This window comes from Mesorhizobium sp. M8A.F.Ca.ET.165.01.1.1 (genome assembly GCF_004792065.1).
In the GTDB taxonomy this organism is placed as follows: Bacteria; Pseudomonadota; Alphaproteobacteria; order Rhizobiales; family Rhizobiaceae; genus Mesorhizobium.
The window spans coordinates 471,516-494,316 of sequence record NZ_SRTH01000003.1 but is presented as its reverse complement, the minus strand read 5'-3'; the positions used below and the strand labels follow the sequence as shown (position 1 = coordinate 494,316).

16 protein-coding genes are annotated in these 22,801 nt (G+C 63.9%); 8 read left to right on the top strand and 8 right to left on the bottom strand.

Annotated features, from left to right (window positions below; genetic code table 11):
• The first annotated feature begins 2 nt into the window (after positions 1-2).
• Complete coding sequence (locus tag EN808_RS11645) at positions 3-6,362, top strand: kinesin (RefSeq protein ID WP_135915833.1); 6,360 nt, start codon at positions 3-5, stop codon at positions 6,360-6,362.
• A gap of 129 nt (positions 6,363-6,491) precedes the next feature.
• Positions 6,492-7,106, top strand: a complete 615-nt coding sequence (locus EN808_RS11640) for a 3'-5' exonuclease (RefSeq protein WP_135915832.1) — start codon at positions 6,492-6,494, stop codon at positions 7,104-7,106.
• Between the two features lie 32 nt (positions 7,107-7,138).
• Here the strand turns inward: EN808_RS11640 and EN808_RS11635 are convergent, their stop codons facing one another.
• The 4 genes from EN808_RS11635 to EN808_RS11620 all read right to left on the bottom strand — a co-directional run bounded on the left by EN808_RS11635 (position 7,139) and on the right by EN808_RS11620 (position 11,217).
• Positions 7,139-7,717 (bottom strand): ABC-type transport auxiliary lipoprotein family protein, encoded by a 579-nt coding sequence (locus EN808_RS11635; RefSeq protein ID WP_245520684.1) that lies wholly within the window; start codon positions 7,715-7,717, stop codon positions 7,139-7,141.
• Between the two features lie 110 nt (positions 7,718-7,827).
• Complete coding sequence (locus EN808_RS11630; protein ID WP_135915830.1) at positions 7,828-9,201, bottom strand: MlaD family protein; 1,374 nt, start codon at positions 9,199-9,201, stop codon at positions 7,828-7,830.
• 14 nt (positions 9,202-9,215) lie between these two features.
• Positions 9,216-10,025 carry an ABC transporter ATP-binding protein gene (locus EN808_RS11625; RefSeq protein ID WP_127872567.1) on the bottom strand — a complete coding sequence of 270 codons (810 nt, stop codon included), beginning with the start codon at positions 10,023-10,025 and terminating at the stop codon, positions 9,216-9,218.
• 4 nt (positions 10,026-10,029) lie between these two features.
• Positions 10,030-11,217, bottom strand: coding sequence for an ABC transporter permease (locus EN808_RS11620; protein ID WP_127872568.1), 1,188 nt, complete (start codon positions 11,215-11,217; stop codon positions 10,030-10,032).
• 77 nt (positions 11,218-11,294) lie between these two features.
• On the opposite strand from EN808_RS11620, the gene dgcA reads away from it, so the two are divergent.
• On the top strand, positions 11,295-12,278 hold the full coding sequence (gene dgcA, locus EN808_RS11615; RefSeq protein ID WP_135915829.1) for an N-acetyl-D-Glu racemase DgcA: 984 nt from the start codon (positions 11,295-11,297) through the stop codon (positions 12,276-12,278).
• Here the strand turns inward: dgcA and EN808_RS11610 are convergent.
• Positions 12,249-13,463, bottom strand: coding sequence for an MFS transporter (locus tag EN808_RS11610; RefSeq protein ID WP_127872570.1), 1,215 nt, complete (start codon positions 13,461-13,463; stop codon positions 12,249-12,251). The genes dgcA and EN808_RS11610 overlap by 30 nt on opposite strands.
• Positions 13,464-13,593: 130 nt before the next feature.
• Positions 13,594-14,409, bottom strand: a complete 816-nt coding sequence (locus EN808_RS11605) for a UDP-2,3-diacylglucosamine diphosphatase (protein ID WP_135915828.1) — start codon at positions 14,407-14,409, stop codon at positions 13,594-13,596.
• Positions 14,410-14,526: 117 nt separating this feature from the next.
• Between EN808_RS11605 and EN808_RS11600 the strand changes: the two genes are divergently transcribed.
• From EN808_RS11600 to EN808_RS11585, 4 genes are all read left to right on the top strand, one after another.
• Complete coding sequence (locus tag EN808_RS11600; RefSeq protein WP_027146364.1) at positions 14,527-15,306, top strand: SDR family oxidoreductase; 780 nt, start codon at positions 14,527-14,529, stop codon at positions 15,304-15,306.
• Between the two features lie 176 nt (positions 15,307-15,482).
• On the top strand, positions 15,483-17,807 hold the full coding sequence (locus EN808_RS11595; protein ID WP_135915827.1) for an NADP-dependent malic enzyme: 2,325 nt from the start codon (positions 15,483-15,485) through the stop codon (positions 17,805-17,807).
• Positions 17,808-17,968: 161 nt separating this feature from the next.
• Positions 17,969-18,646 carry an outer membrane protein gene (locus tag EN808_RS11590; RefSeq protein ID WP_127280094.1) on the top strand — a complete coding sequence of 226 codons (678 nt, stop codon included), beginning with the start codon at positions 17,969-17,971 and terminating at the stop codon, positions 18,644-18,646.
• Between the two features lie 143 nt (positions 18,647-18,789).
• Entirely contained in the window at positions 18,790-19,992 is a 1,203-nt protein-coding gene (locus tag EN808_RS11585) for a DUF2865 domain-containing protein (protein WP_135915826.1), read from the top strand.
• Here EN808_RS11585 and gltX read toward each other — a convergent pair.
• Together gltX and EN808_RS11575 are read right to left on the bottom strand one after the other, a co-directional pair.
• Positions 19,910-21,283 (bottom strand): glutamate--tRNA ligase, encoded by a 1,374-nt coding sequence (gene gltX / locus EN808_RS11580; protein WP_135915825.1) that lies wholly within the window; start codon positions 21,281-21,283, stop codon positions 19,910-19,912. The genes EN808_RS11585 and gltX overlap by 83 nt on opposite strands.
• A 157-nt stretch (positions 21,284-21,440) precedes the next feature.
• Positions 21,441-22,301 (bottom strand): hypothetical protein, encoded by an 861-nt coding sequence (locus EN808_RS11575; RefSeq protein WP_245525057.1) that lies wholly within the window; start codon positions 22,299-22,301, stop codon positions 21,441-21,443.
• Here EN808_RS11575 and EN808_RS36975 point away from each other — a divergent pair.
• Positions 22,251-22,694, top strand: coding sequence for a hypothetical protein (locus EN808_RS36975; RefSeq protein WP_245525056.1), 444 nt, complete (start codon positions 22,251-22,253; stop codon positions 22,692-22,694). The genes EN808_RS11575 and EN808_RS36975 overlap by 51 nt on opposite strands.
• Positions 22,695-22,801 lie beyond the last annotated feature (107 nt).

The window sequence follows — 22,801 nt, the reverse complement described above, 5'->3', positions numbered from 1 at the left end:
GCATGGCGAAGAAACCAACGACGACCAGAACTCTCGACAGCGACGTAGCCAGGGAACTCGAAAAAGCGCTCGATCTCGACCTGAGCAGCGATGCCGACAGCGGCGACCTCGATATCGCGGCTTCGATGGAAGATCTGGAAGCGCAGATATCGCAGGCCGCCGACGAGCTGGCACGCGAGGGACGCAATCAGCAGCCGTCGGAGCCCGTCGTCAATCAGGCTCAGGCCGCAAAGCCCGCGCCAAAGGCCAAGCCGGCCGAACTTCGCCCGGTGGAGACGCGCAATGGTGGCCAGCCCGCTGGTTTCGCGCCAGCCAACGACGATCGCCAGAAAGATTACAAGACCCTTCTGCACAGCCTGAACAGGCGCGCCTCCAACACCATCTACTGGGTCATCGCCTTTGTCTCGCTCGCCTGGATAGCGGGTGCCGGCGGACTGGCCAACCTGCTTTTTGGACCGGGAATCTGGCGGATACGCACGCTGGACCAGTTTTTCGCCCGCCCCGAACTGATCGGCCTCGCGGTCGCGGCAATCGTGCCCGTCATCCTGTTCTGGGCCTTCGCGGCGATGATCCGCCGCGCCCAGGACATGCGCATCGCCGCGCAATCGATGACGGAAGTGGCCTTCCGCCTGACCGAGCCGGAAAACATGGCCCAGGATCGCGTCATGATGATCGGCCAGGCCGTCCGCCGCGAGGTGGCCGCCATGGGCGAGGGCATCGAACGCACGCTTGCCCGTGCCGTGGAGCTGGAAACGCTGGTCCACAGCGAGGTCAACCAGATCGAACGCTCCTATTCGGAAAACGAAACCCGGATTCGGTCGCTGGTCGATGGGCTGGGCAGTGAACGCGAAGCCGTGGTTTCCCATGCCGAACGTGTCCGCGCCTCGATCTCCGGCGCGCACGAGACCTTGCGCGATGAAATCGGCGCGGCAAGCGACATCATCCGCGACAGCATCCTCAATGCGTCGACCAAGCTGTCGATGACGATCACCAATTCCGGCGACACGCTGATCGACCGCATCAATGAAAGCTCGATGTCGATCTTCGACTCGGTCGAAGGCCGGCTCGACAACATCACCGACCGGCTTTCGACCTCCGGCGAGGCGTTCGCCAGCCTGCTCGATACCCGCATCGCCAAGCTGACGGACACCACGGACGGCTTGACCCGCTCGTTGACCGACCTGCTCGACGACCGCACCACCGGCATGGTGTCGCTGCTCGGCGGCGCCGCGCGCACCCTCAATTCCGAGTTCGAAGCCAGCCTCAACGGCATCGAGCGCACCTTGGCCGAACGCGGCCAGGCGCTGATCAGCGAATTCCAGACCCGCGCCGAAGCGCTGGATACCGGCACGCAGAAGCTCAATGCAGCGCTGGAAGCCCGCGCCCGCCAGATCAACGAAACGCTGGTCGAGCGTGCCCGTGAAATCGCTCACACCTTCGCCGAGAGCAAGGACACGCTGTCGGCCATGATCGATCAGGGCAAGACCCAGATCGGCGCCGACATGGCCGACATCGTCACCTCGACCTCGTCCATGCTCGAAGCGCGCGCCAGCGATTTCGCCGGCCGCATGGAGGCAGCCCGCCACGTCGTGTCGCGCTCCTTCGACGCCGACATCCAGAGACTTGCCGACGCCCGCGTCGGTATCGAGGAAGCCGTCGAAAACCACAGCCGCAAGCTTTCCGAGAGCCGCGAGCGCATGGCGGAAGCCATGCAGGCGGACCTGGCGAAATTCGCCGAGGGCCGCGCCGGCATCGATGCCGCGGTGACCAACCAGGTGCAGAAGCTGGCCGAAGGCCGCAGCCTGATAGCGCGTGCGCTCGAAGAAGACCTGCGCAAGGTCAACGAATCGCGCGCCGCCATCGATGCGTCGCTCGGCAGCCACCTCGAAAGGCTGGAAGAAGGCCGCAACCGGCTCTCTCTGGCCCTCAACGAAGACTCTGGTAAATTGGTGCAAGCTCGTACGATCATTGATGAAATGGTCGCCGGACATGTCGGAAAACTGGCTGAAGGCCGCAACATCCTGTCGCGCGCTTTGGAAGCTGATCTCGGCAAATTGTCCGACAGCCGCGCCGACATAGACGGCCTTGTCGCCGGCCAGGTCGAGAAAATCGCCGAGGGCCGCGCGGTGCTCGCCAAGGCGCTGGAAAACGACATTGCCGGTATCAAGAACCTGATCGAGGCGCATTCGGCGAAACTGGCCGAAGACCGCACGCAGCTCGGCCGTTCGCTCGAAAGCGACTTGTCGGGCATACGCGGCCTGATCGACAGCCATTCGGGACGCCTGGCGGAAGACCGCGGGCTGCTGTCGCAGACGCTTGAAGCCGACCTCGCCAAGCTGGCCGAAAGCCGCGCCAGCATCGACGGGCTGGTCGCCGGCCAGGTCGAGAAGCTCGCTGAAGGCCGCGACATTCTCAAGCGTGCGCTGGAATCCGACCTCAACACCATCAAGAACGTCATATCGAGCCAGTCGGACAAACTTGCCGAGGATCGCGGGCAGCTCTCGCGCGTTCTGGAAGCCGATCTGCAGAACGTGAACAGCGTCATCGCCGACCACATGAACAGGCTGGTTCAGGATCGCTCGACCTTGTCGAAAGCGCTGGAGGACGATCTCGCGAAACTGGCCGAAAGCCGCTCCAGCATCGACGGGCTGGTCGCCGGCCAGGTCGAGAAGCTCGCCGAAGGTCGCGACATCCTGCGCCGCGCATTGGAGGCCGACCTCAACACGGTCAGGAACACCGTTACCGACCAGTCCCAGAAACTGGTCGACGACCGCGCCCAGTTCGCCCGCGCGCTGGAGGCCGATCTCGAAACCGTCAACAGCCTTGTCAACAGCCACTCGGACCGACTTGCCCAGGAGCGTTCGACACTGTCGAAGGCGCTTGAGGCCGACCTCGAAACTGTCGGCAGCCACGTCAACAGCCACACCGAGCGGCTCGCCCAGGATCGTTCGACCTTGTCGAGAGCGCTCGAGGCGGACCTGCTGACCGTTAGCGGCCACGTCAACAATCACGCGGAACGGCTTGTCCAGGAGCGTTCGACCTTGTCGAAGGCGCTCGAAGACGATCTTGCCAAGCTAGCCGAGAGCCGCTCCAGCATCGACGGGCTGGTCGCCGGTCAGGTCGAGAAGCTCGCCGAAGGCCGTGATGTCCTCAAGCGTGCGCTGGAGGCCGATCTCGCCAAGCTGGCCGAGAGCCGCTCCAGCATCGACGGCTTGGTGGCCGGCCAGGTCGAGAAGCTCGCCGAGGGCCGCGACATTCTCAAGCGCGCTCTCGAAGCCGACCTGCAGAGGCTGACCGAAAGCCGCGGCGATATCGACGACATCATCGCCGGGCATGTCGGCAAGTTGTCCGAAGGCCGCAATATGCTCAGCCGGGCGCTGGAAGATGATCTCGGCAAGCTCGCCGAGACCCGCAAGGACGTCGATCGCTCGCTGTCCGGCCATATCGACCAGATTGCGGCCCGGAGCACGGACATTTCCGCCGCCATCGCCGCCGATGTCGACAAGATCGAGCAGGCGTTCAGCCGCCAGACCGGCATCATCGAGGAACGCGCCGGCACCATGGAGCGCGCCCTGTCGACTGGTGTCGACAACGTCCGCAGCGTGCTCGAGAAGAGCGCGGTCTTCGTCGCCGGCGCCTTGCGCGAAAAGGTCCTGGAAGTCACCAGCACGCTGCACGAGCAGGCCGGTGCGGCCTTCAGCGACGCCGATCGCAAGATCGCCGAGCGCGCCGAACAGACGTCCGCCGCCCTGCTGGCACGGGCCGAAGACATTGCCCGCACCTTCGAGGAGGCCGATCGTCGCCTCCACGCCCGCGCGGAAGATACGTCGAACGCCTTGCTCGCCCGCGCCGACGACACGTCCAGCTCGCTGCTGGCCCGCGCCCATGAAACCGCCGATCAGCTCGCCGCTCGCGCTGGCGAGATCGCCGGCACCTTCGACATGACGGACCAAAAGCTCGCCGCCCGTGCCCAGGAGACTGCGGATCAGCTGGCCGCCCGCGCAAGCGAGATTGCCGGCACATTCGACGCGGCCGACCAGAAGCTCGTCGCCCGGGCCGTGGAAACGGCGCAATCGCTGGCCGCCCGCGCCGGCGACATCCTGCGCAACTTCGAAAGCGCCGACCAGCGGCTCGGCATGCGCATCGGCGAATCCGCCGAGGCGCTCGCCGCCCGCGCGTCGGACCTTGGCCGCATTTTCGACGCCGCCGACCAGCATTTGGTCTCGCGCATCGCCGAGGGTTCGGATGCGCTGTCCAGCCGGGCGTCCGAAATCGCCCGCATCTTCGACGACGCCGACCAGCGCCTGGTTTCGCGCATCGCCGACAGCACCTCGACGATCGGCGAGCATGCGCAGACCATTGTCGGCGCCTTCGCCAGCACCGAGCAGAGGGTCGCCGATCGTGCCCGCCAGACCGGTCAGGAACTGGCCGTGCATGCGCGCGAAATCGAGCAGGCGCTTGCCGGCGCCGACGAGCGTCTTGCATCGAGCGCGGCGGCCGCGGCCGCCCGTGTCGAAGAGCAGATCGCCGGCGTCGAAAACCGGCTCGCCTACACGGCCGAGACGATGGGCCAGAAGCTCAACGAGCAGATATCGACCGCCGAGGCGCAACTCGTAACGCGTGCCAATGTGATCGCGGAGACCTTCACCGCGGTCGGCCAGCATATCGGCCAGAGCACCAACGATGCCGCCAAGACGATCGGCGCCAACACCCGCGAGCTCAACACCATGCTCGCGGCGCGGTCCGCCGAGATGTCGAAGATCCTCGACGAAACCGCGCGGCCTTTGGTCGAGCGCTTCGCCCAGGGCGGCTCGGACCTGCAGAAGAGCATGGAAGAGGTCACCGAACGCGCGGCCGAGAAGCTGCGCAGCGAGAATGCGACGCTGGTCAACGCGCTGGCCAGCCGCACCGCCGAAACCTTGTCGGCGGTCGAAGGCGCCCGTTCGTCGCTGTCCGACAGCGTCGCCGATCTCATCGGCCGGATGACCAAGTCCAGCTCGCAGCTCGGTCAGTTGATCGAGCAGGCCGCGGTCAACCTCGGCGAGGTCGACCAACGTCTGACCGGCAGCACGCAAAGCTTCGCGGCAACCACCGAAAAGGCGGCGCAGACCTTTGCCAGCTCGGCGCGTCTGGTCGATTCGAACACGACAAGGCTGACGGAACTGTCGTCGTCGACCTTGCGTGAGGTCGCCTCGATCGCCACCAAGTTCGACGAACACAGCCGCCTGCTCGCCGGCGCCTCGGACCTCCTGAGCTCGGCCCAGAGCAACCTCGAACACACGCTGGAAAGACAGTCGTCGCTCGAGGATCTCGCCGTTGGCCTGGTCAAGAAGTCGGAAGATCTCGAAAGGGTCATGCGTTCTTTCGAAAACCTCGTCGGCCAGACGCTGCAGAACGCCGAAGGCAAGACGCTGGAATCGGCCGACAAGATCCGCAACGCCATCACCGAGGTCGTCGAGTCGGCAACCAAGCGCTTCGCCGATGCCACCGAGGAGATGCGGCGCACGGCGGGCTCGATCAAGAGCGAGCTCGACCTCACCCGCGCCGAGCTCAAGAAAGGCGTCATCGAGATGCCGGAAGAGGCCAAGGAATCGACCTCGGCCATCCGCCGCGCCGTTTCCGAGCAGATCAACGCCTTGAAGGAACTTTCGGATATCGTTGCGAAATCCGGTCGTGGCGGCGACTCCTCGGAACCGCGTCCCTTGCGTCCGGCGCCGCAGGCACCGGCGGCACGCGCCACCGAGCCGCCCCGTCGCGCTCCGGCACCGCAGCAGGCGGATCTGCGCCCGCCGCAGGCACCGCTGGGCGGCGCGGGACTGCGCGGCACGCTCGATCTGGAGCGTCCGGCGGAGGCAGCACCACGCCAGCGTGCCGCTGACGCCGGTGCCCGCGCGCCGCAAGGCGGCTGGGTGCGTGATCTGCTGACCGCCGCGTCGAACGATGCCGACCTCAGGCCGGCGGCCCCCCAAGCGCCCGCGGAAGCACCGCGCCCGGCCCCTGCCCAGCGTTCCCCGCTGCATGTCGTGGAATCGCTGAACTCGCTGTCCGTCGATATCGCGCGGGCCATCGATCACGATGCCTCGATCGAGCTGTGGAACCGCTACCGTCGTGGCGAGCGTGACGTGTTCACGCGCAGGCTCTACACGCTGAAAGGCCAGCAGACGTTCGACGAAATCCGCCGCAAGTACCAGGCGGAGGCCGAATTCCGCGCCGCCGTCGACCGCTATTGCGACGATTTCGAGAAGCTGCTCAAGGATGTCTCGCGCAACGACCGCGACAACATCATGGCGCAGACCTATCTCACGTCGGACACCGGCAAGGTCTACACCATGCTGGCCCATGCCAGCGGCCGCCTGCACTAAGCGGTCGCCAAGCCAAAACGAAAAAGGCGGGGGATTTGTCTCCCGCCTTTTTTCTTGAAGGGACTGATCTCGCCACCTGGAAGACGCATCCGGGTTTGGTCTCGCTTTTCCGGAACCGGATACTGACTTGTGAAGACGGCAATCATCTTCGACTGCGAGTTTCTCTGCCTTGAGGGCTCACAACGCAGATACTGGTGCGCGGCCCATGACCCGGATCCGGTCATCGCCCAGATCGGGGCTGCAAGGCTCGGCCTCGAAGGCGACTTCCCCGTGCTGGGCACGCACAAGGCCTACATCCCGCCGATAGACCGATTCGGCGAGAGATACGCGCTCGATCCGTTCTTCACCGGGCTGACCGGCATCACCGAAGAAATCATCGAGGCCGAAGGCGTCGGGCTGGAAGAAGCCCTTGCCGGCGTCGATCGGTTTTCCGATGGAGCTCGGTTCTGGTCCTGGGGCAAGGACGAACTGAACATGATCGCCATCAGTTGCTATGTCGCGGGCATCAAGCCGCCCATCCCGGCCACCCGGTTCGACAACGCCGTGAAACTGCTGATCGCGGCCGGCATGCCGATCGAGGACCTGGCAAGGACACCGAGCAACAAGCTTGCGCAATATTACGGCGTCGAACACCCGCCATTGCAGGGGCATGACGCGCTAGACGATGCGCTGTCCGTCACCTACACCCTGCAGCACCTGATGAAGACTGGAAAGCTGCGGCCGGACGTCTTCGACCGTCCGTAGCCCGAAAGATGGAACTCCTGCGCGTCTGGCGCTCAGATCACCGAATCGGTCCAGCGGACGATCTGCTTGGCCGCATCGCCGAAGGCCGCGTCGAGCGCGCCGACATAGGCCGGGTTGCCGCTGCCTGATACGGGTGCGGATGCGGTGAAGTTCTTGGAAGCCTTCACTTCGCCGTTGCGGTCGTTGAGCAGGCGCACGAACAGGTCGACCTCGGCATGTTCGCCGCCATTGACGCGGACCTCGAAGGACCTGACCTCGACGATCACCTGATAGTCGATCGCCAGGCCCTCGCCCGGCTTGCCGACGCCGGCAAAGCTGCCCGAGCGCTGGAACGTCTCGGCCAGCCGCGCCTGCACGATCAGCGGCAGGCGGTCGGCCCATTGCGCGCCCTTCAGATACTGGATCGAGCGGTCGGAGGGTTTGATGACGATGTTCTGGCTGTCCAGCGCCTTCAACGCCGAAGGCTGGGCGATCAGGATTTGCTTGCGGCTATGGCCATGCGCGTCGACCGACGGCGCAGACAGTTCGAACGTGTCGAGCGGTGTCGGCTTGCCGCCGAGCGCCGCGCAACCGGCAACCGCCAGGACAAGCAGCACCGCAGCTGATTTCAACCCGCTTGTTCCAAGCCTACTCAACCTCACGCGTGATCCCCGTTGTCCCCGGATCGTAAGATCAAACCCGCATTCACGAGCACTGTTCTTGCGGCGGGGCGGCGCCGAAGTCAACGCCGCGCCCTGCCGTCGAACTGACGAACCTCGCCGTCGCCACCAGAAAGGATGCGCTGCGGATTGCGGCTGAGATCCGTCACCGCCTCCTCGATGCGGTTGATCGAGCGGCGGCTGTCCTGCACCAGCGCCTCGACATTCTGCAGCCCTTGGCCCGAGAAGCGCGCCAGATTGTCGGTGATGACCCCAAGGCGGGCGTTCAGCGTATCGGCGACCTGCTTGAAGGATTTCAGCGTATCCCTTGCGTCGGCCATCACGCCGTCGGCCTGACCCGAGCCGAGCAGCTTGTCGACCTTGGCGAGGATGCCGTCGACCCGCACCGAGGCGTCGTTGAGCCGTTGCGCCAATTGCCTGGCGTCCTTGATTGTCTGGTCGATGTCGTCGGCCCGATTGGCGATCTTGCCGGTCACCTCAGCGATATCGGCAGCCGCCTTGTTGGCGTTGTCGCTGGCCTTCTGGATGTTGGCGAGCGCTTGGCGCACCTGCGCCGGGTCGATGCCGTCGAGTACGCCATCGACCTTGGCCAGCGTGCCTTGCGTCTGCTTGGCGAAGTCGTTGACCGATCCGACAGCCGTATCGACGTTCTTGATCACGCCATCCAGCTGCCGCGAGGTTTCCTTGAGGTTCCCCGTCACCGTGTCGACATTGGCAACGATGCTCTTGATCTTGTCTTTGTCGACGGCATTGAGCAGGCCCTCCGCTGCCTTCAACGTGCCGTCGAGCTTGCCTGAAACGCCTTTCAGCTCATCGGACAGCGCGCTGACGGCGGACAAGAACTTGTCGATGCCGTCGGAATTCCTGGCCAGTGCATCGGAAAACGTCCGTACGTTCTGCACGGTCTGCGTCAGCGGCCCGCGGACATCCTTGGTGAAGCCCTCCAGCTCCGTCAGCACCTTGTCGGCGCGGGTAAAGATGTTCTGCGCCGTCTGCAGCAGATTGGTCACGGCCGAAGGATTGGCGATAATCTCGGCAACCTTGCCCTCCTTCTCAGCCTGGTCGAGCAGCTTCACTTCCTTGGGGTCGGCGCCCTTGAGCTCGATATTGGCCTGCCCGGTAAGGCCGGCAAGGCCGATATCGGCCTGCGTCGACTTGGTGATCGGCGTCATCCGGTCGATCTCGGTGTCGGCGATGGCGACAGTGGGATTGTCGACGTCGATATAGACACGCTTGACGTCGCCAACCTTGACGCCGTTGAACAGCACGAAGCTGCCGCGGCCGAGACCAGAGGCCGAGCCCGGAATGCGCACCCGCAGCAGCGTCGTCTCGCCCCTGTCGCCGATCGCGGCCGTCCAATAGACGAAGCCGAAAGCCGCCAGGATCGCAACCAGCGTGAAAATGCCGACAATGACGTAGTTGGCTCTGGTTTCCATTGCTTCACTTATGGCTATGCACGAGCGGCAAGATCAAGTTGCCGTGCGCGTTTTCCGCGGAAATAGGATTTCACCCACGGTTCCTCGCTCTTCAGCATGTCGTCGATAGTGCCTTCGACCAGGACCTTTTTCTTGCCCAGCACCGCCACGTGGTCGCAGGCTGTAAACAGCGTATCGAGGTCGTGGGTCACCATGTAGACGGTCAGATCCATGGTGTCGCGCAGCTTGACGACGAGTTCGTCGAACTCGGCCGCGCTGATCGGGTCGAGGCCCGACGTCGGCTCGTCGAGAAAGACGATGTCGGGGTCGAGCGCCAGCGCCCTGGCAAGCGCGGCGCGCTTGATCATGCCGCCGGAGAGTTCGGAGGGAAACTTCTGCGCCGCATCCGGCGGCAGCCCGACCAGCTCGATCTTGAGCAGCGCCAGCTCGTCCATCAGCTTCCTTGGCAGGTCGAGATATTCGCGCATCGGCACCTGCACGTTCTCCATCACGGTCAGCGCCGAAAACAGCGCACCATGCTGGAACAACACGCCAAGACGCATGTCGATGCGCAGCCGCTCGATGTCGCTTGCCTTGTCGACGTCGACGCCGAACAGTTTGATTGTTCCCGACTGCTTGGGCATCAAGCCCAGAATGGTGCGCAACAGCACGGACTTGCCGGCGCCCGAGGCCCCGACGAACCCCAGTATTTCGCCGCGCGTGATGTCGAGCGACAGCTTGTCGAGAATCAGTTTGTCGTCAATGGCAACGGTGACGTCGTGCACCGAAAGGACGATTTCGCTGTCGACCTCGTCCTTCACCTCGACCCCATTGCCCTTCGCCATCTTGTCAGAACTCGATCGCTGCGTAGAACATGGCGAAAAGCCCGTCGAGGATGATGACGACGAAGATCGACTTCACCACCGAAGCGGTCACGTGCTGGCCGAGCGATTCGGCGCTGCCGCCAACCTTCATGCCCTCGACGGAGGCGATCGTGCCGATGATCATGGCCATGAACGGCGCCTTGATCAGGCCGGCGAAAATCGTGCTGAGATCGATTGCGACACGCAACCGGTCGATGAAGGCAGCGGGCGGGATATCGGAGTAAAGCCAGGCGGCGACAATGCCGCCGCCAAGTGCGGCAAAATTCGCGATGATCGTCAGGCAGGGCAAGGCGATCACCAGGGCAACCAGCCGCGGAAAGACCAGGACGCCGATCGGATTGAGGCCGATGACCTTCAGCGCATCGACCTCCTCGCGCATCTTCATGGAGCCGATTTCGGCGGTGATCGCGCTGCCGGAGCGGCCGGCGATCATGATTGCCGTCATCAGCACGCCGAGTTCACGCAGGATCAGCACGCCGACGAGATCGACGACGAAGATGTCGGCGCCGAAATAACTGAGCTGATAGGCGCCCTGCTGGGCGACGATGGCCCCGACGATCGCCGACATCAGCACCACCACGGGGATAGCGCCGACGCCCATGCGATCGATCTGGTTGAAGATCGCTGCCGGGTTGACCGCATGGCCGCGGCCGAGCTTCATCTGCGCGCCGCGGATGGTGGCGCCCAATATGTTCATCGAGGCGAGGAAATCGTCGCGCATCTCGTAGACGCGCCGGCCAACCGCCTCCAGCGCCCGAATGACAATGTTGGGCGGCCGCGCCGGTCCGGATTCGGGCTCGCGCCGGACGGCTTCGCCGACTGCTTCGAGCAATATGGAAGCGACGTCACTTTGGCCTTGCAGCCGGACCTCGACATTCTTCTTCTCGAAGACGCTGACCAGCCGGTCAATCAGCCAGGCGCCGGCGGTATCGATCTTCTCGATTTTCGAAAGATCGAGCGCCAACGTCTTGAAACCGCTTCGCTTCTCGATCTTGCGCATCTCGGCGTCGATCAGCGCCACGGTCCGTGTCGTCCAGACTCCGGAAAACGCGCAGCCGAGGACGCCACCCTCCTCGCCGACCGCCACGCGCGGGTCGTGATCAGCCCCCGAGGCGGTCGTGCCGCTTGCGTCGCGTTTACCGATGGTCAACATGGCGTCCTGTTTAGCCTGATGGGTCCGACCTTGTCGATTTGCCGACAACCCTTCTCGCATAGCCGGAGCAGAAAAATATGGCGCGTGTCATTTCGGTCGAGGCCGAGCGTTTTCCGATCGCCGGGACCTTCACCATTTCGCGCGGCTCCAAGACCGAGGCCGAGGTCATCACCTGCACGATCAGCCAGGGTGGCCATAGCGGGCGTGGCGAATGCGTTCCCTACAGGCGCTATGGCGAGACCATGGCTGGTGTCCATGACGCGATCCAGGCGATGAGTGACCGGATCGCCGGCGGGATGGACCGCATCGCCCTGCTCGACGCAATGCCTGCCGGGGCGGCGCGCAACGCTGTAGACTGTGCCCTTTGGGATCTTGAAGCCAAGATCAGCGGCAATCCGGTGGCGAACGCAATCTGGCCGGACCCGTTGCATCGGCTCGAAACCGCTTACACGCTGTCGCTCGGAGAACCCGAGGCGATGGCGGCGCAGGCCCGCGCCAACGCCGGCCGGCCGCTGCTCAAGGTCAAGATCGGCGGCGACAACGACATCGCCCGCATCCGGGCGGTGAGACAGGCCGCGCCCGAGAGCCGGTTGATCCTCGATGCCAATGAAGGCTGGACCGACGACAACATCGTCGCGAACCTCGCCTTTGCCGCCGAGCAGGGCATCGCCCTGATCGAGCAGCCGCTGCCAGCGGGCGGGGACGGCATCCTGCGCCACATAGCGCACCCGGTCCCGATCTGCGCAGACGAGAGCGTTCATGAAGCAGGAAACCTCGAATCCCTTGTCGGACTCTACGATGCCGTCAACATCAAGCTCGACAAGTCCGGCGGGCTGACGGCGGCGCTAACCTTGCGCGACCGCGCTCGCGAACTGGGTTTCGGCGTCATGGTCGGCTGCATGGTCGGCACCTCGCTGGCAATGGCGCCGGCCGTTCTGCTCGCGCAAGGAGCCGATTTCGTCGATCTCGACGGCCCGCTGCTGCTTGCCCGGGATCGTGTGCCGGGTCTTGTCTACCAGGGATCGCTCGTCTCACCCCCGGACCGGGCGCTGTGGGGCTGAGCGCGCCGCAAGTCCGATCAGCACGAGGCCAATGATCGCGATCGGGATCATCGCCAGGAAGCCATCGACGCCGAGGCGGTCATAGAGCGGACCGGAGGCAAGCGTGACGGCGGCCATGAAGAAGCCATTGAAGAAATAGGCGATGCCTTGCGCGGCGCCCGTGCGTTCTTCTGAGACGGTTTCGGCGATCATCTTCTGCAGGCCGATCAGCACCATTGCGACAGACACCGAATGCAGCGACTGCACTGCGAAAAAGCCGCCGACGCCAAGGCCGAGCGGCCACACCAGCGGAAAGGCGATCCAACGCACGATCGAGCCGATGCCGGCAATGAGCATAACCCGGACGACGGGTACGGAGGCGAATATTCGATTGAAAAACAGGAACATGCAGACCTCGGACACCACCCCCCATGCCCATAGCAGGCCGACGACGGAATCGCTGATGCCGATCGATTTCCAATAGATCGAGACGAAGCCATAAAGGAAGGCGTGGCTGGCTGTGATGATGCCGACACCAAGCGTGAAATAGAGGAAATAGGCATTGAACAGGCCCGGCGCCGCCTGCTGGATTTCCGTCGCCGACAGCGGCGAGGCCTTGCGCGGCTTCCCCAGGCGCGGCGCCATCAGGCCTGCGGCGAGTGCCGCGCCAAGGGCAAGGAATATGATCACCGGAACGGCCCGGGGACCAGTAGCCGCCAGAATGAAGCCGCCCGCGACATTGGCCAGGAGATAGCAGATCGATCCCCATTTGCGCATGCCCGCATAGTTGGACCCGAAGCGGCGCACGCCCGAAAGCGCCAGTGAATCGGCGATCGGCGAATGCGGCGTCCAGACAATGGTCAGCAGCAACGACACCGCCAGCACCGTCGCGTAGGTCGGCGTCAGGAAATACCCCGCGGACAACAGCAGCGAGGCCGCGACGAGCACGACATAGACATCGGCGCGGTCCCTGGCTCGATCGGCAAGCGTCGTCAGCAGCGGTGTCGTCACCACGCGCAGGAACATGGGCGCCGCAAGGATGACGGCGATCTGTTCGGCGTGAAACCCATTGGCCTGCAGCCAAAGCGGGAAATAGGGCAAATGGGTGCCAAGCGATATGAACAACGTGCCGAAGATCAAGCTCATGCGCAGCTCAAAACGGCTCGGCTTCACGAGTTGTTCGGGCGAAAGCGGCGGCAGCGGCATGAATCGATCCAATGACGCTGCGCTCAACGACCGGCGAGCAGCGCAAACCGATCCTTAACATGAGGAAAAACCGGACGAAACCGGCTGGACCAGTCGATTAACACCAGAAATTACAGGGCCGGCTTCCACCTCAGGCCGCATGCACCACCCTGTCCTCGATCAGCATCGGGATGAAGGGCTCGTCAGGCGCCTTGGGCAGCACATGCGCCCAGGTCAGGATCTCCATGCGGCCGTCGAAATGCTCGACCACGGCGGTGCAGCTCTCCACCCAGTCACCGGTGTTGATATATTGCACGTCGCCATAGCTTTCGATGGCGGCATGGTGGATGTGCCCGCAGATGACACCGTCGACATGCGAGCGTCGCGCTTCCTCGCTGAGCACCGTCTGGAACGAGCCGATGAAGTTCACGGCCTTCTTGACCTTGACCTTGGCCCAGGACGAAAACGACCAATAAGGCAGGCCGAGCAGTTGGCGCAGCCGCGTGATCACCCGGTTGACCTGCATGGCGGCGTCATAGGCATGGTCGCCGAGATAAGCGAGCCAACGCTGGTTGTGGACGACGGTATCGAATTGGTCGCCATGGATGACCAGCAGTCGCCGACCATCGGCGGTTTCGTGGATGGCGCGGTCGGCCACGACGATGCCGCCGAAATGCACGCCCTGGAACTGACGGGCGAATTCGTCGTGATTGCCGGCGATATAGGTGATCGAGGCGCCCTTGCGCGCCTTGCGCAGCAGTTTCTGCACGACGTCATTGTGGCTTTGCGGCCAGTGCCAGCTGCGCCTCAGGCGCCAGCCGTCGACGATATCGCCGACCAGATAGATGATGTCGGCATCGTGGTAGCGCAGGAAATCGATCAGGAAATCGGCCTTCGCCGCTTTCGAGCCCAAATGGACATCGGAAATGAACATGCTGCGGAAAGTGCGGGGCTCTTGGCCTGACATCGGATTCACCCTTGCTTTCGAGCAGCCTATGCCCCGATTCATGCAACAACCGTATGACGGTTGCGATTGGTCCAGCGCTGGCGCTAGCCTGCCGGGCAAATCAAAGGAGAAATCGTCATGGATCTTGGTATCCGCGGAAAGAAGGCCATCGTCTGCGCTTCGAGCAAGGGGCTCGGGCGTGGCTGCGCCATGGCGCTGGCCGAGGCAGGCTGCGACATCGTCGTCAATGGGCGCAATGCGGAGCTGGTCGCCAAAACCGCCGCGGAGCTGCGCCAACGCCATGGCGTGACGGTGACGGAAGTCGTCGGCGACGTTTCGAAGCCGGAGGTACAAAAGGCGTTGCTCGCCGCCTGTCCGGAACCCGACATCCTCGTCAACAACAATGGCGGGCCGCCGCTCCGCGATTTCCGCGAGCTCGATCGTGGAAAAATCCTCGAAGGCGTTACCCAGAACATGGTGACACCGATCGAACTGGTGCAGGCGGTCATCGACGGCATGGCGGCGCGCGGCTTCGGGCGCATCGTCAACATCACCTCGCTGTCGGTCTACGTCCCGATCCCCGGCCTTGACCTCTCATCGGGTGCGCGCGCCGGCCTGACGTCGTTCCTTGCCGGCGTGGCGCGCACGGTGATCGAGCGCAACGTGACCATCAACAGCCTGCTGCCGGGCAAGCTCGACACCGACCGGCTGCGCGGCCCGCATGAGGCCGGCACGCCGGAGGATCCCAAGGCGGCCGCGGCGCGCAAGACCCGCATCAGCGCCGACGTACCGGCCAAGCGGCTCGGCACGCCGGAGGAATTCGGCCAGATCTGCGCCTTCCTGTGCTCTGTCCATGCCGGCTATCTGACCGGACAGAATATACCCGTCGACGGAGGCCTCTACGTTAGCGCGTTTTGACCGGCGAGCCTGCGAAGCAGCGCAACCTGATTTCGCATGAAACATCGGTAACAAACTGATAAATAATGGATTTTGACGCGCCGGCATTTAAAGCTGCCGGCGCGTCAATTAGCGTCGTGAAAAACCTTGGCCTCATGCTAAAAGGACTCCCGAAGCAGGTTTCGAGGAGCGGCCGCATGGAAGGCGAGAACAAGAAAACGGCACGTTCGGACCTCGACGAAGCCGCCCTCTACTTCCACAAGCATCCTACGCCGGGAAAGCTCGAGATCCAGGCGACCAAGCCGCTCGGCAACCAGCGCGACCTGGCGCTCGCCTATTCGCCTGGCGTCGCCGCCCCTTGCCTCGAGATCCGCGACAATCCCGCGACTGCCGCCGACTACACGGCGCGCGCCAACCTGGTCGGCGTCGTGTCGAACGGGTCGGCCGTGCTCGGCCTCGGCAATATCGGGCCGCTGGCCTCCAAGCCGGTGATGGAGGGCAAAGCGGTCCTGTTCAAGAAGTTCGCCGGCATCGATGTCTTTGACATCGAGATCGACGCGCCGGAAATCGAGCGCATGGTCGAGACCGTCGCGGCTCTGGAACCGACCTTCGGCGGCATCAACCTCGAGGACATCAAGGCGCCGGAGTGTTTTGAGGTCGAGGAACGCCTGAAGGCTCGCATGAGCATACCGGTGTTCCATGACGACCAGCACGGCACCGCCATCATCGTCGCCGCCGCCGTGCTCAACGGGCTGGAATTCGCCGGCAAGACCATTTCGGAGATCAAGGTCGTTACCTCAGGCGCCGGCGCCGCCGCCCTCGCCTGCCTCAATCTGCTGGTTTCGCTCGGCGTGCGCGTCGAGAACATCTGGGTCACCGACCGGTTCGGCGTCGCCTATAAGGGCCGTGTCGACGAGATGGACCGCTGGAAAGACCCCTATGTAAAGGACACCGAGGCGCGCACGCTGGCCGACGTCATACCGGGCGCAGATGTTTTCCTCGGCCTCTCCGCCGCCGGCGTGCTGAAGCCGGAACTGCTCCAGCACATGGCGTCGAAGCCGTTGATCCTGGCGCTGGCCAATCCCAATCCGGAGATCATGCCGGAAGTGGCGCGGGCGGCGCGTCCCGACGCCATGATCTGCACGGGCCGATCCGATTTTCCCAATCAGGTCAACAACGTGCTTTGCTTCCCCTACATCTTCAGGGGCGCGCTCGACTGCGGCGCCAGCGCCATCAATGAGGAGATGAAGATGGCGGCGGTGCGGGCGATCGCCGCCCTTGCCCGCGAAGAACCGTCCGATGTCGCCGCGCGCGCCTATTCCGGCGAGACGCCGGTCTTCGGCCCGGAGTTCCTGATCCCCTCGCCCTTCGATCCGCGTCTCATCCTGCGCATTGCGCCGGCGGTGGCCAAGGCAGCCTGCGACACTGGCGTGGCGACGCGGCCAATCGCCGACTTCGCCGCCTATATCGACAAGCTGAACCGCTTCGTCTTCCGCTCCGGCCTGGTGATGAAGCCGGTATTCTCCTCCGCCAAGGCTTCCAGCGCCAAGCGCGTCATCTACGCCGACGGCGAGGACGAGCGTGTCCTGCGTGCCGCCCAGGTTGTGCTCGAGGAAGGCATCGCCGAACCGATTCTGATCGGCCGCCCACATGTCATCGAGGTCAGGCTGAAGCGTTACGGCCTGCGCATCAAGCCCGGTGTCGATTTCGGCCTGATCAACCCGGAGGACGATCCGCGCTACCGCCACTATGTCGACCTCCTGATCGAACTCGCCGGCCGCCGCGGCGTGACGACGGAGGCCGCGCGCACCATGGTGCGCACCGACAACACGGTGATCGCGGCGCTGGCGCTCAAGCGCGGCGACGCCGACGCCATGATCTGCGGCCTCGAAGGCCGTTTCGAGCGGCATCTGCGCAATGTGACGCTGATCATTGGGCCGCGCACCGGCATCAAGGACCGGGACCTGTCGACCCTTTCCATGCTGATCTCGCAGCGCGGCATCGTCTTCCTCACCGACACTCACGTCTCCGTCGACCCCACGGCCGACGAAATCGCCGAGATGACCGTGCTGGCGGCCGAGGAAATCCAGCGCTTCGGCATCGAGCCGAAGGCGGCGCTGCTGTCGCATTCGGATTTCGGCTCGCGCGATTCGCCGAGCGCCCTGAAGATGCGTCAGGCCGCGGCCATTCTGGCGCGCATCGCACCGGAACTGCAGTGCGATGGCGAAATGCACGCCGATTCCGCTTTGTCGGAGCATCTGCGCCAGCGCGTCTATCCGCATTCACGCCTGAAGGGCGAAGCCAATCTCCTGGTGTTCCCGAACCTCGATTCGGCCAACATCACGCTAACGGCACTGCGCGCCATGATGGATGCCCTGCATGTCGGCCCCATCCTTCTCGGCACCGACAAGCCGGCGCACATATTGACGCCCTCGGTGACCTCGCGCGGCGTCGTCAACATGACCGCACTGGCGGTGGTCGAAGCGGCGCACAAGGCGCAAGCGATCGCCAATCTGGACTGAACTGGCTCTCGCGACCCGATTGATCCAGCCCCGCGCTGGGCGGATCAAGTGTTGCGACCCCACAACTCTTGATCGAGAAATCCCGCATTGAACGAATGCGGATTTCACGGCACGGATCAATTTGATATGGTCAGGCCGTCTGACTAGGCCGTGAGAATGTCATGAGAGCCCTGTTGCTCGCTTCGGCAATGCTGATTGTGACTGGCGCAGAGGCGTTCGCCGCCGACGCCATCGGGTCGGAGCCGACCGTGCATGACTGGTCCGGCGTCTATGTCGGCGGGCATCTCGGCTATGGTTTTGGCAGCACCGACGCGACCTACAACCTGCCAAACACGCCAACGATCCGGGGCACGCAGGATTATGACACCGACGGCTTTCTGGGCGGTGTCCAGATCGGCTACAATTACCAGGTCAATTCCGCGGTTCTTGGAATCGAGGCCGATATTTCGGGCGCCGATATCAAGGGACATTCCGACGAGATCAATGTCGGCGGAGGTGATGTCTACGACACCAAGGTGGATTGGTTCGGAACGATCCGCGCCAGGGCGGGCTATGCTTTCGACAGCACCCTTGTCTACGGGACTGGCGGCCTTGCTTTCGGAGGCGTCGAAAACCAATATCTCGACGGACCCGCCAACAGCTATTCCGAAAAGAACACCAAGGTTGGCTGGACGATTGGCGCAGGGCTGGAGCAGGCAATCACCGATCATTGGTCGGCAAATGCCGAATATCGATATGTCGACCTGCGGGACCAGACGATCAACTACGCGCCCAACTCCAATACGACCTTCGACAATACGTTCAGTACCGTCAGGATCGGGATGAACTACAAGTTCTGACGGCCGGCCATGCCCATTGCCGCGGCTGACGGGCACCATCGAATGCGCGCCGCTTTTCAGCCGACACAAGATGACTTCCGAAATGGACGATTAACCGCGAACGGCGTAGCCTTGGCCATTACTGGCAAGCGGGATCGAGGCGGATGGCAAGCGGAGGTTTGAAGCAGGCGCATGCTGCCGTGCTGCTCGGCCTCCTGCTGTCCGGCGCGGCGGTCAGCGAGCCGCAGGCCGCTTCGCGGGTCTGCCGTCAACTGGAGGCTGACCTCGCCGCGACCTCACGCGGCGGTGGCGGAGGCCCGGCATTGGTGCGGAAATACGACGCCGCGATCGAAAGGCAGCGCGACCAGATCTCGAAGGCTCGCGGTCAGGCGAGCAGCGCCGGTTGCGGGTTCTCGCTGTTTTCACGCAACATCAACCAGTGTGCCGGGCTGAACGCCACCATCGAGCGCATGAACGCCAATCTCGACAGTCTACAGGCCAAGCGTGCCCAGCTCGCCGGCGGCGGCTCACGCCGCGACCGCGGCCGCATCCTGGCGGCGCTCGATGCCAATGACTGCCGTGACGATGCGGTGGGGCCCCGTCGCGCGCCTCCGCAGGAAGCCAATCGTGAAGATGGGGACAATGCCAACCTGTTCGACCAGCTTTTCGGCGGCGACAACCGGCGGATCGATACGTTGGACCAGCCTGACGATTCGGGCGAAGAAAGCGATGTCAGCCGCGTCCTGAACCAGCCCGGCATTCCGGACGTTGCGGGCAGCGGCGGCGAATTCCACACCAGTTGCGTGCGCACTTGCGACGGATATTTCTTCCCCATGTCGAACGCCGCCTCGGCCGGCGATTTCGAGCGCGACCAGAAGAATTGCGAATCGGCCTGCCCCGGTACCGAGATGCAGGTCTTCTATTCGCGCGGCATGGACGACGATTCGGCATCGATGACGTCATCGGTCACCGGCAGGCCCTACGGCGAGTTGCCGACCGCCTATCTCTACAAACAGCCCAACATGTCGCGGCCACCCGCTTGCGGCTGCAATGCCGCGCAGAATTTCCAGATCATTGGCGGCAACTCGCCAAGCCAGCAACAATCACAGCCCGAACCGGACGCGGCGCCGTCTGTTCCGGTACCGGCCTCGAAGCCCGATCCGGGTGCCGACCCCGAGACCCTGGCCAACATGCAAGGCGGGCTCGACCGTGAAGCCATCAAACGTCTTTCGGCCAGGCCGGTGACATCGCCCGTTTCGGCCCTGCCCCCGGAACAGCGCAAGGTCAGGGTCGTCGGGCCAACGTTCCTTCCCGACCCATCAGCGGCAATAGATCTGCAAGCTCCGGCCCCGAAGACCGTCCAGTAAGGGCAAGCCTGAGCGGCATGAACAGCGCCTTGCCCTTGCGGCCGGTCGCTTCCCTGATCTTGCCGGTCCAATCCTTCCAGACCGTCCCGTTCCACGGCTCCTCAGGCAGGAGATCGAGTGCTTGGTGGAGAAAATCGCGGTCGTCATCGGAAAATTCGGGCATCTCCCGCGGCCCTTCGCGCAGGACACGCCACCAGGCAATCGCATCGGCCAGCCGGTCGAGATTGCCGCGCACCGCCAGCCAGAACGGCTCGGCGTGTTCGCCGGAAATACCCAGCACCATCAGCCGGTCCCGCGCCTCGGCGAACGGCATACGGTGCAGCAGCACCCGGTTGAGCACGAACAGCTCGGCCGGGTCGAACTTGGACGACGATTTCGAGGTCGCGGCCGGGTCGAAATGGCCGGCGAGTTCGGCCAGGTCATGCGCGGCCGCGACATTCTCCGATGTGCCGACCAGCACGGCCAGCGAAGCGACGGCCATCGGCTCGATGCCGTCCTCGCGCAGGCTCTCGATGGAAAGCGCGCCGGTGCGCTTCGAGAGTCCCTCGCCCGAGACGGTGGTCAGGAGATTGTGGTGGCCGAAAACGGGCGGCTCGGCGCCCAGCGCCTTGAACAGGGCGATCTGCACGCCGGTGTTCGTGACATGATCGTCGCCGCGGATGACGTGGCTGATGCCCATCTCGATATCGTCGACGACGGAGGGCAGCGTGTAGAGATAGGTGCCGTCCTCGCGCACCAGCACCGGATCGGACAGCGAAGCCAGATCCACCGTCTCCTCGCCACGCACCAGATCGTCCCAGTGGATCTCGGTGCGCTCCGGCTGCAGCGGATCGCTGGAGAAATTGGGCAGCAGGAAGCGCCAGTGGGGCCTGCGCCCGTCGGCCTGATATTCGGCCACCTGCTCCGTCGTCAACGCCAGTGCTTCGCGGCCATAGACTGGCGGCAAGCCTCGCGTGCGGCGCACCTTGCGCCTGAGGTCGAGTTCTTCCGGCGTTTCGTAGCAGGCGTAAAGGACACCCGCAGCCTTCAGCCGCTCGACCGCCGCGTCATAGATTTCGAAGCGTCGCGACTGATACTCGGTGGCATCCGGGAAAATGCCCAGCCAGTGCAGGTCGTAAAGGATGGCGTCGGCGAATTCCTGCTTCGAGCGGGCGACGTCGGTGTCGTCGAAGCGCTGGATGAAACGGCCCTTGTTGTTGAGGGCAAACAACCAGTTGAACAGAGCGGTGCGCGCATTGCCGATATGGATGCGGCCGGTCGGTGACGGGGCGAAACGAACGGTAACTGTCATGAGCGGGGCGTACCGGATGCCTTTGTGATTGACAAGATGCGCCCCCGCACCTTGCCGCAGACATAGAACATGGCGGCTGGAATGAAAAGACCGGGCCGGGGCGCGCCTCAGGCCGCGCATGGCCGGCGGCGCCCCCGAAGAGATAAGTCGAAGGCGATCAGCGGCCGAAGTCGTCGGAACTGAGGCGGGTCCAGCGGTCGCCCATCAAGCCGCCGATAGCGATGTCGCCGGAGCGGACCGCCTCCCTGACCTCGGCGATTCGCGAGCGGACCATCGTCCCCCCGGCATAGCGGAAGATGAGATTCCTATAACCGAAGAGGTGGGACATGAACCTGCCCTGGGTCTGCCCGCTGATGCCCACGCAGCCCATATCCCGCGCGGCGGCGACAAGGCCATCCAGCGTCGAGCCCCAGTGAGGTGCGGACGCCTGGATTTGCAACAGGTTCGCCATGTCGCCGGCTTGACCGTAGAAGGCATAGCAGCCGAGCATTCTGCCGGTTCCGTCGTAAGTCCCGCCAAAATGAAGCGGGCCGTCGGCTCGCTTCTCGGCCGCCAGTGCGAGCAGCCGCGGCAGCTCGCCATCCCTCCAACTCGGCCGAAGAGCGTAATCCGACAGGAGGGCTGGCAGCCGCTCGGCAAATTGCGCGGCGTTGATCGGCTCGGCATGGACCCGATGCGACGATGAAGGCTGGACGGGCGGTTCGAACCTTCGCTTCGTGAGAGCATCGAACGCCCTCGCGCAGGGTTCGAGTGCAAGGCGAGGCAGCCGTGGCCATTTACGGTGCAGTGCGGCGGCCGCCATCGCGGCTGGCCGGAAGATATAGGTCCATCCCAGACAATGGACCGGCAGGAGCTGGTATTTCATCGGACGCGCGAAGGCCAGGGATACCCGGTTGGCCGAATCCGTCAGCTGCAGATCGAATTCGCCTTGATGCAAGGCGCGCAGCAATTGCGGTCCGGCCGAGCCGTGATCGGCGCCAGGGTCGGCCATGAACGGACCGATGATCGCCGCATTCAATGCCGCTCCGTTGAGTTCGTAACGGGCTTTCAGGACGCCAAGGAACCCACCCAGATCGCCCTGTGGGTTGAACTGGACAAGGGCACTGCTCTCACCGGACTGGCCGGCGGGGTCAAGATAGATCTTTCTCATATACTCGGCCGTCTCCGCGATCGCGCGATCGAGGAGGTGACGGCGACGCCGGCGAAACTGCGTCAGGAAGAGTGCGGCGACGCGTTCGAGATCTTCGGCGGCGAGCGGCCGAACCGAGCCATGCTGAGATTCCAGCACCGATGGCGCAGCCACCTTTTCCACGCCAGTAGTTCCGGAAGCAAGATGCATTGCGAAGACCGTTTAGGTTGCTTGTGCACCATACAACAACCAAAAGTAGAGGCAACGAATCTCGGTCGGTAACGTAAACAGACATCGCAACCCGATATCTGAAAAAACGGCTTCACAGGCGGATTTGCTCAGCCCGCATAAGCCGGGTGACAGGGGCTCGGAAGTCTCGCAGCGCGTGA

Excerpts from the sequence above, each read along its gene's own strand:
- EN808_RS11630 (WP_135915830.1), bottom strand. The coding sequence starts at position 9,201 with ATGGAAACCAGAGCCAACTACGTCATTGTCGGCATTTTCACGCTGGTT.
- gltX (WP_135915825.1), bottom strand. The coding sequence starts at position 21,283 with ATGACAGTTACCGTTCGTTTCGCCCCGTCACCGACCGGCCGCATCCAT.
- dgcA (WP_135915829.1), top strand. The coding sequence starts at position 11,295 with ATGGCGCGTGTCATTTCGGTCGAGGCCGAGCGTTTTCCGATCGCCGGG.
- EN808_RS11605 (WP_135915828.1), bottom strand. The coding sequence starts at position 14,409 with ATGTCAGGCCAAGAGCCCCGCACTTTCCGCAGCATGTTCATTTCCGAT.
- EN808_RS11600 (WP_027146364.1), top strand. The coding sequence starts at position 14,527 with ATGGATCTTGGTATCCGCGGAAAGAAGGCCATCGTCTGCGCTTCGAGC.
- EN808_RS11645 (WP_135915833.1), top strand. The coding sequence starts at position 3 with ATGGCGAAGAAACCAACGACGACCAGAACTCTCGACAGCGACGTAGCC.
- EN808_RS11625 (WP_127872567.1), bottom strand. The coding sequence starts at position 10,025 with ATGGCGAAGGGCAATGGGGTCGAGGTGAAGGACGAGGTCGACAGCGAA.
- EN808_RS11610 (WP_127872570.1), bottom strand. The coding sequence starts at position 13,463 with ATGCCGCTGCCGCCGCTTTCGCCCGAACAACTCGTGAAGCCGAGCCGT.
- EN808_RS11595 (WP_135915827.1), top strand. The coding sequence starts at position 15,483 with ATGGAAGGCGAGAACAAGAAAACGGCACGTTCGGACCTCGACGAAGCC.
- EN808_RS11590 (WP_127280094.1), top strand. The coding sequence starts at position 17,969 with ATGAGAGCCCTGTTGCTCGCTTCGGCAATGCTGATTGTGACTGGCGCA.
- EN808_RS11620 (WP_127872568.1), bottom strand. The coding sequence starts at position 11,217 with ATGTTGACCATCGGTAAACGCGACGCAAGCGGCACGACCGCCTCGGGG.
- EN808_RS11585 (WP_135915826.1), top strand. The coding sequence starts at position 18,790 with ATGGCAAGCGGAGGTTTGAAGCAGGCGCATGCTGCCGTGCTGCTCGGC.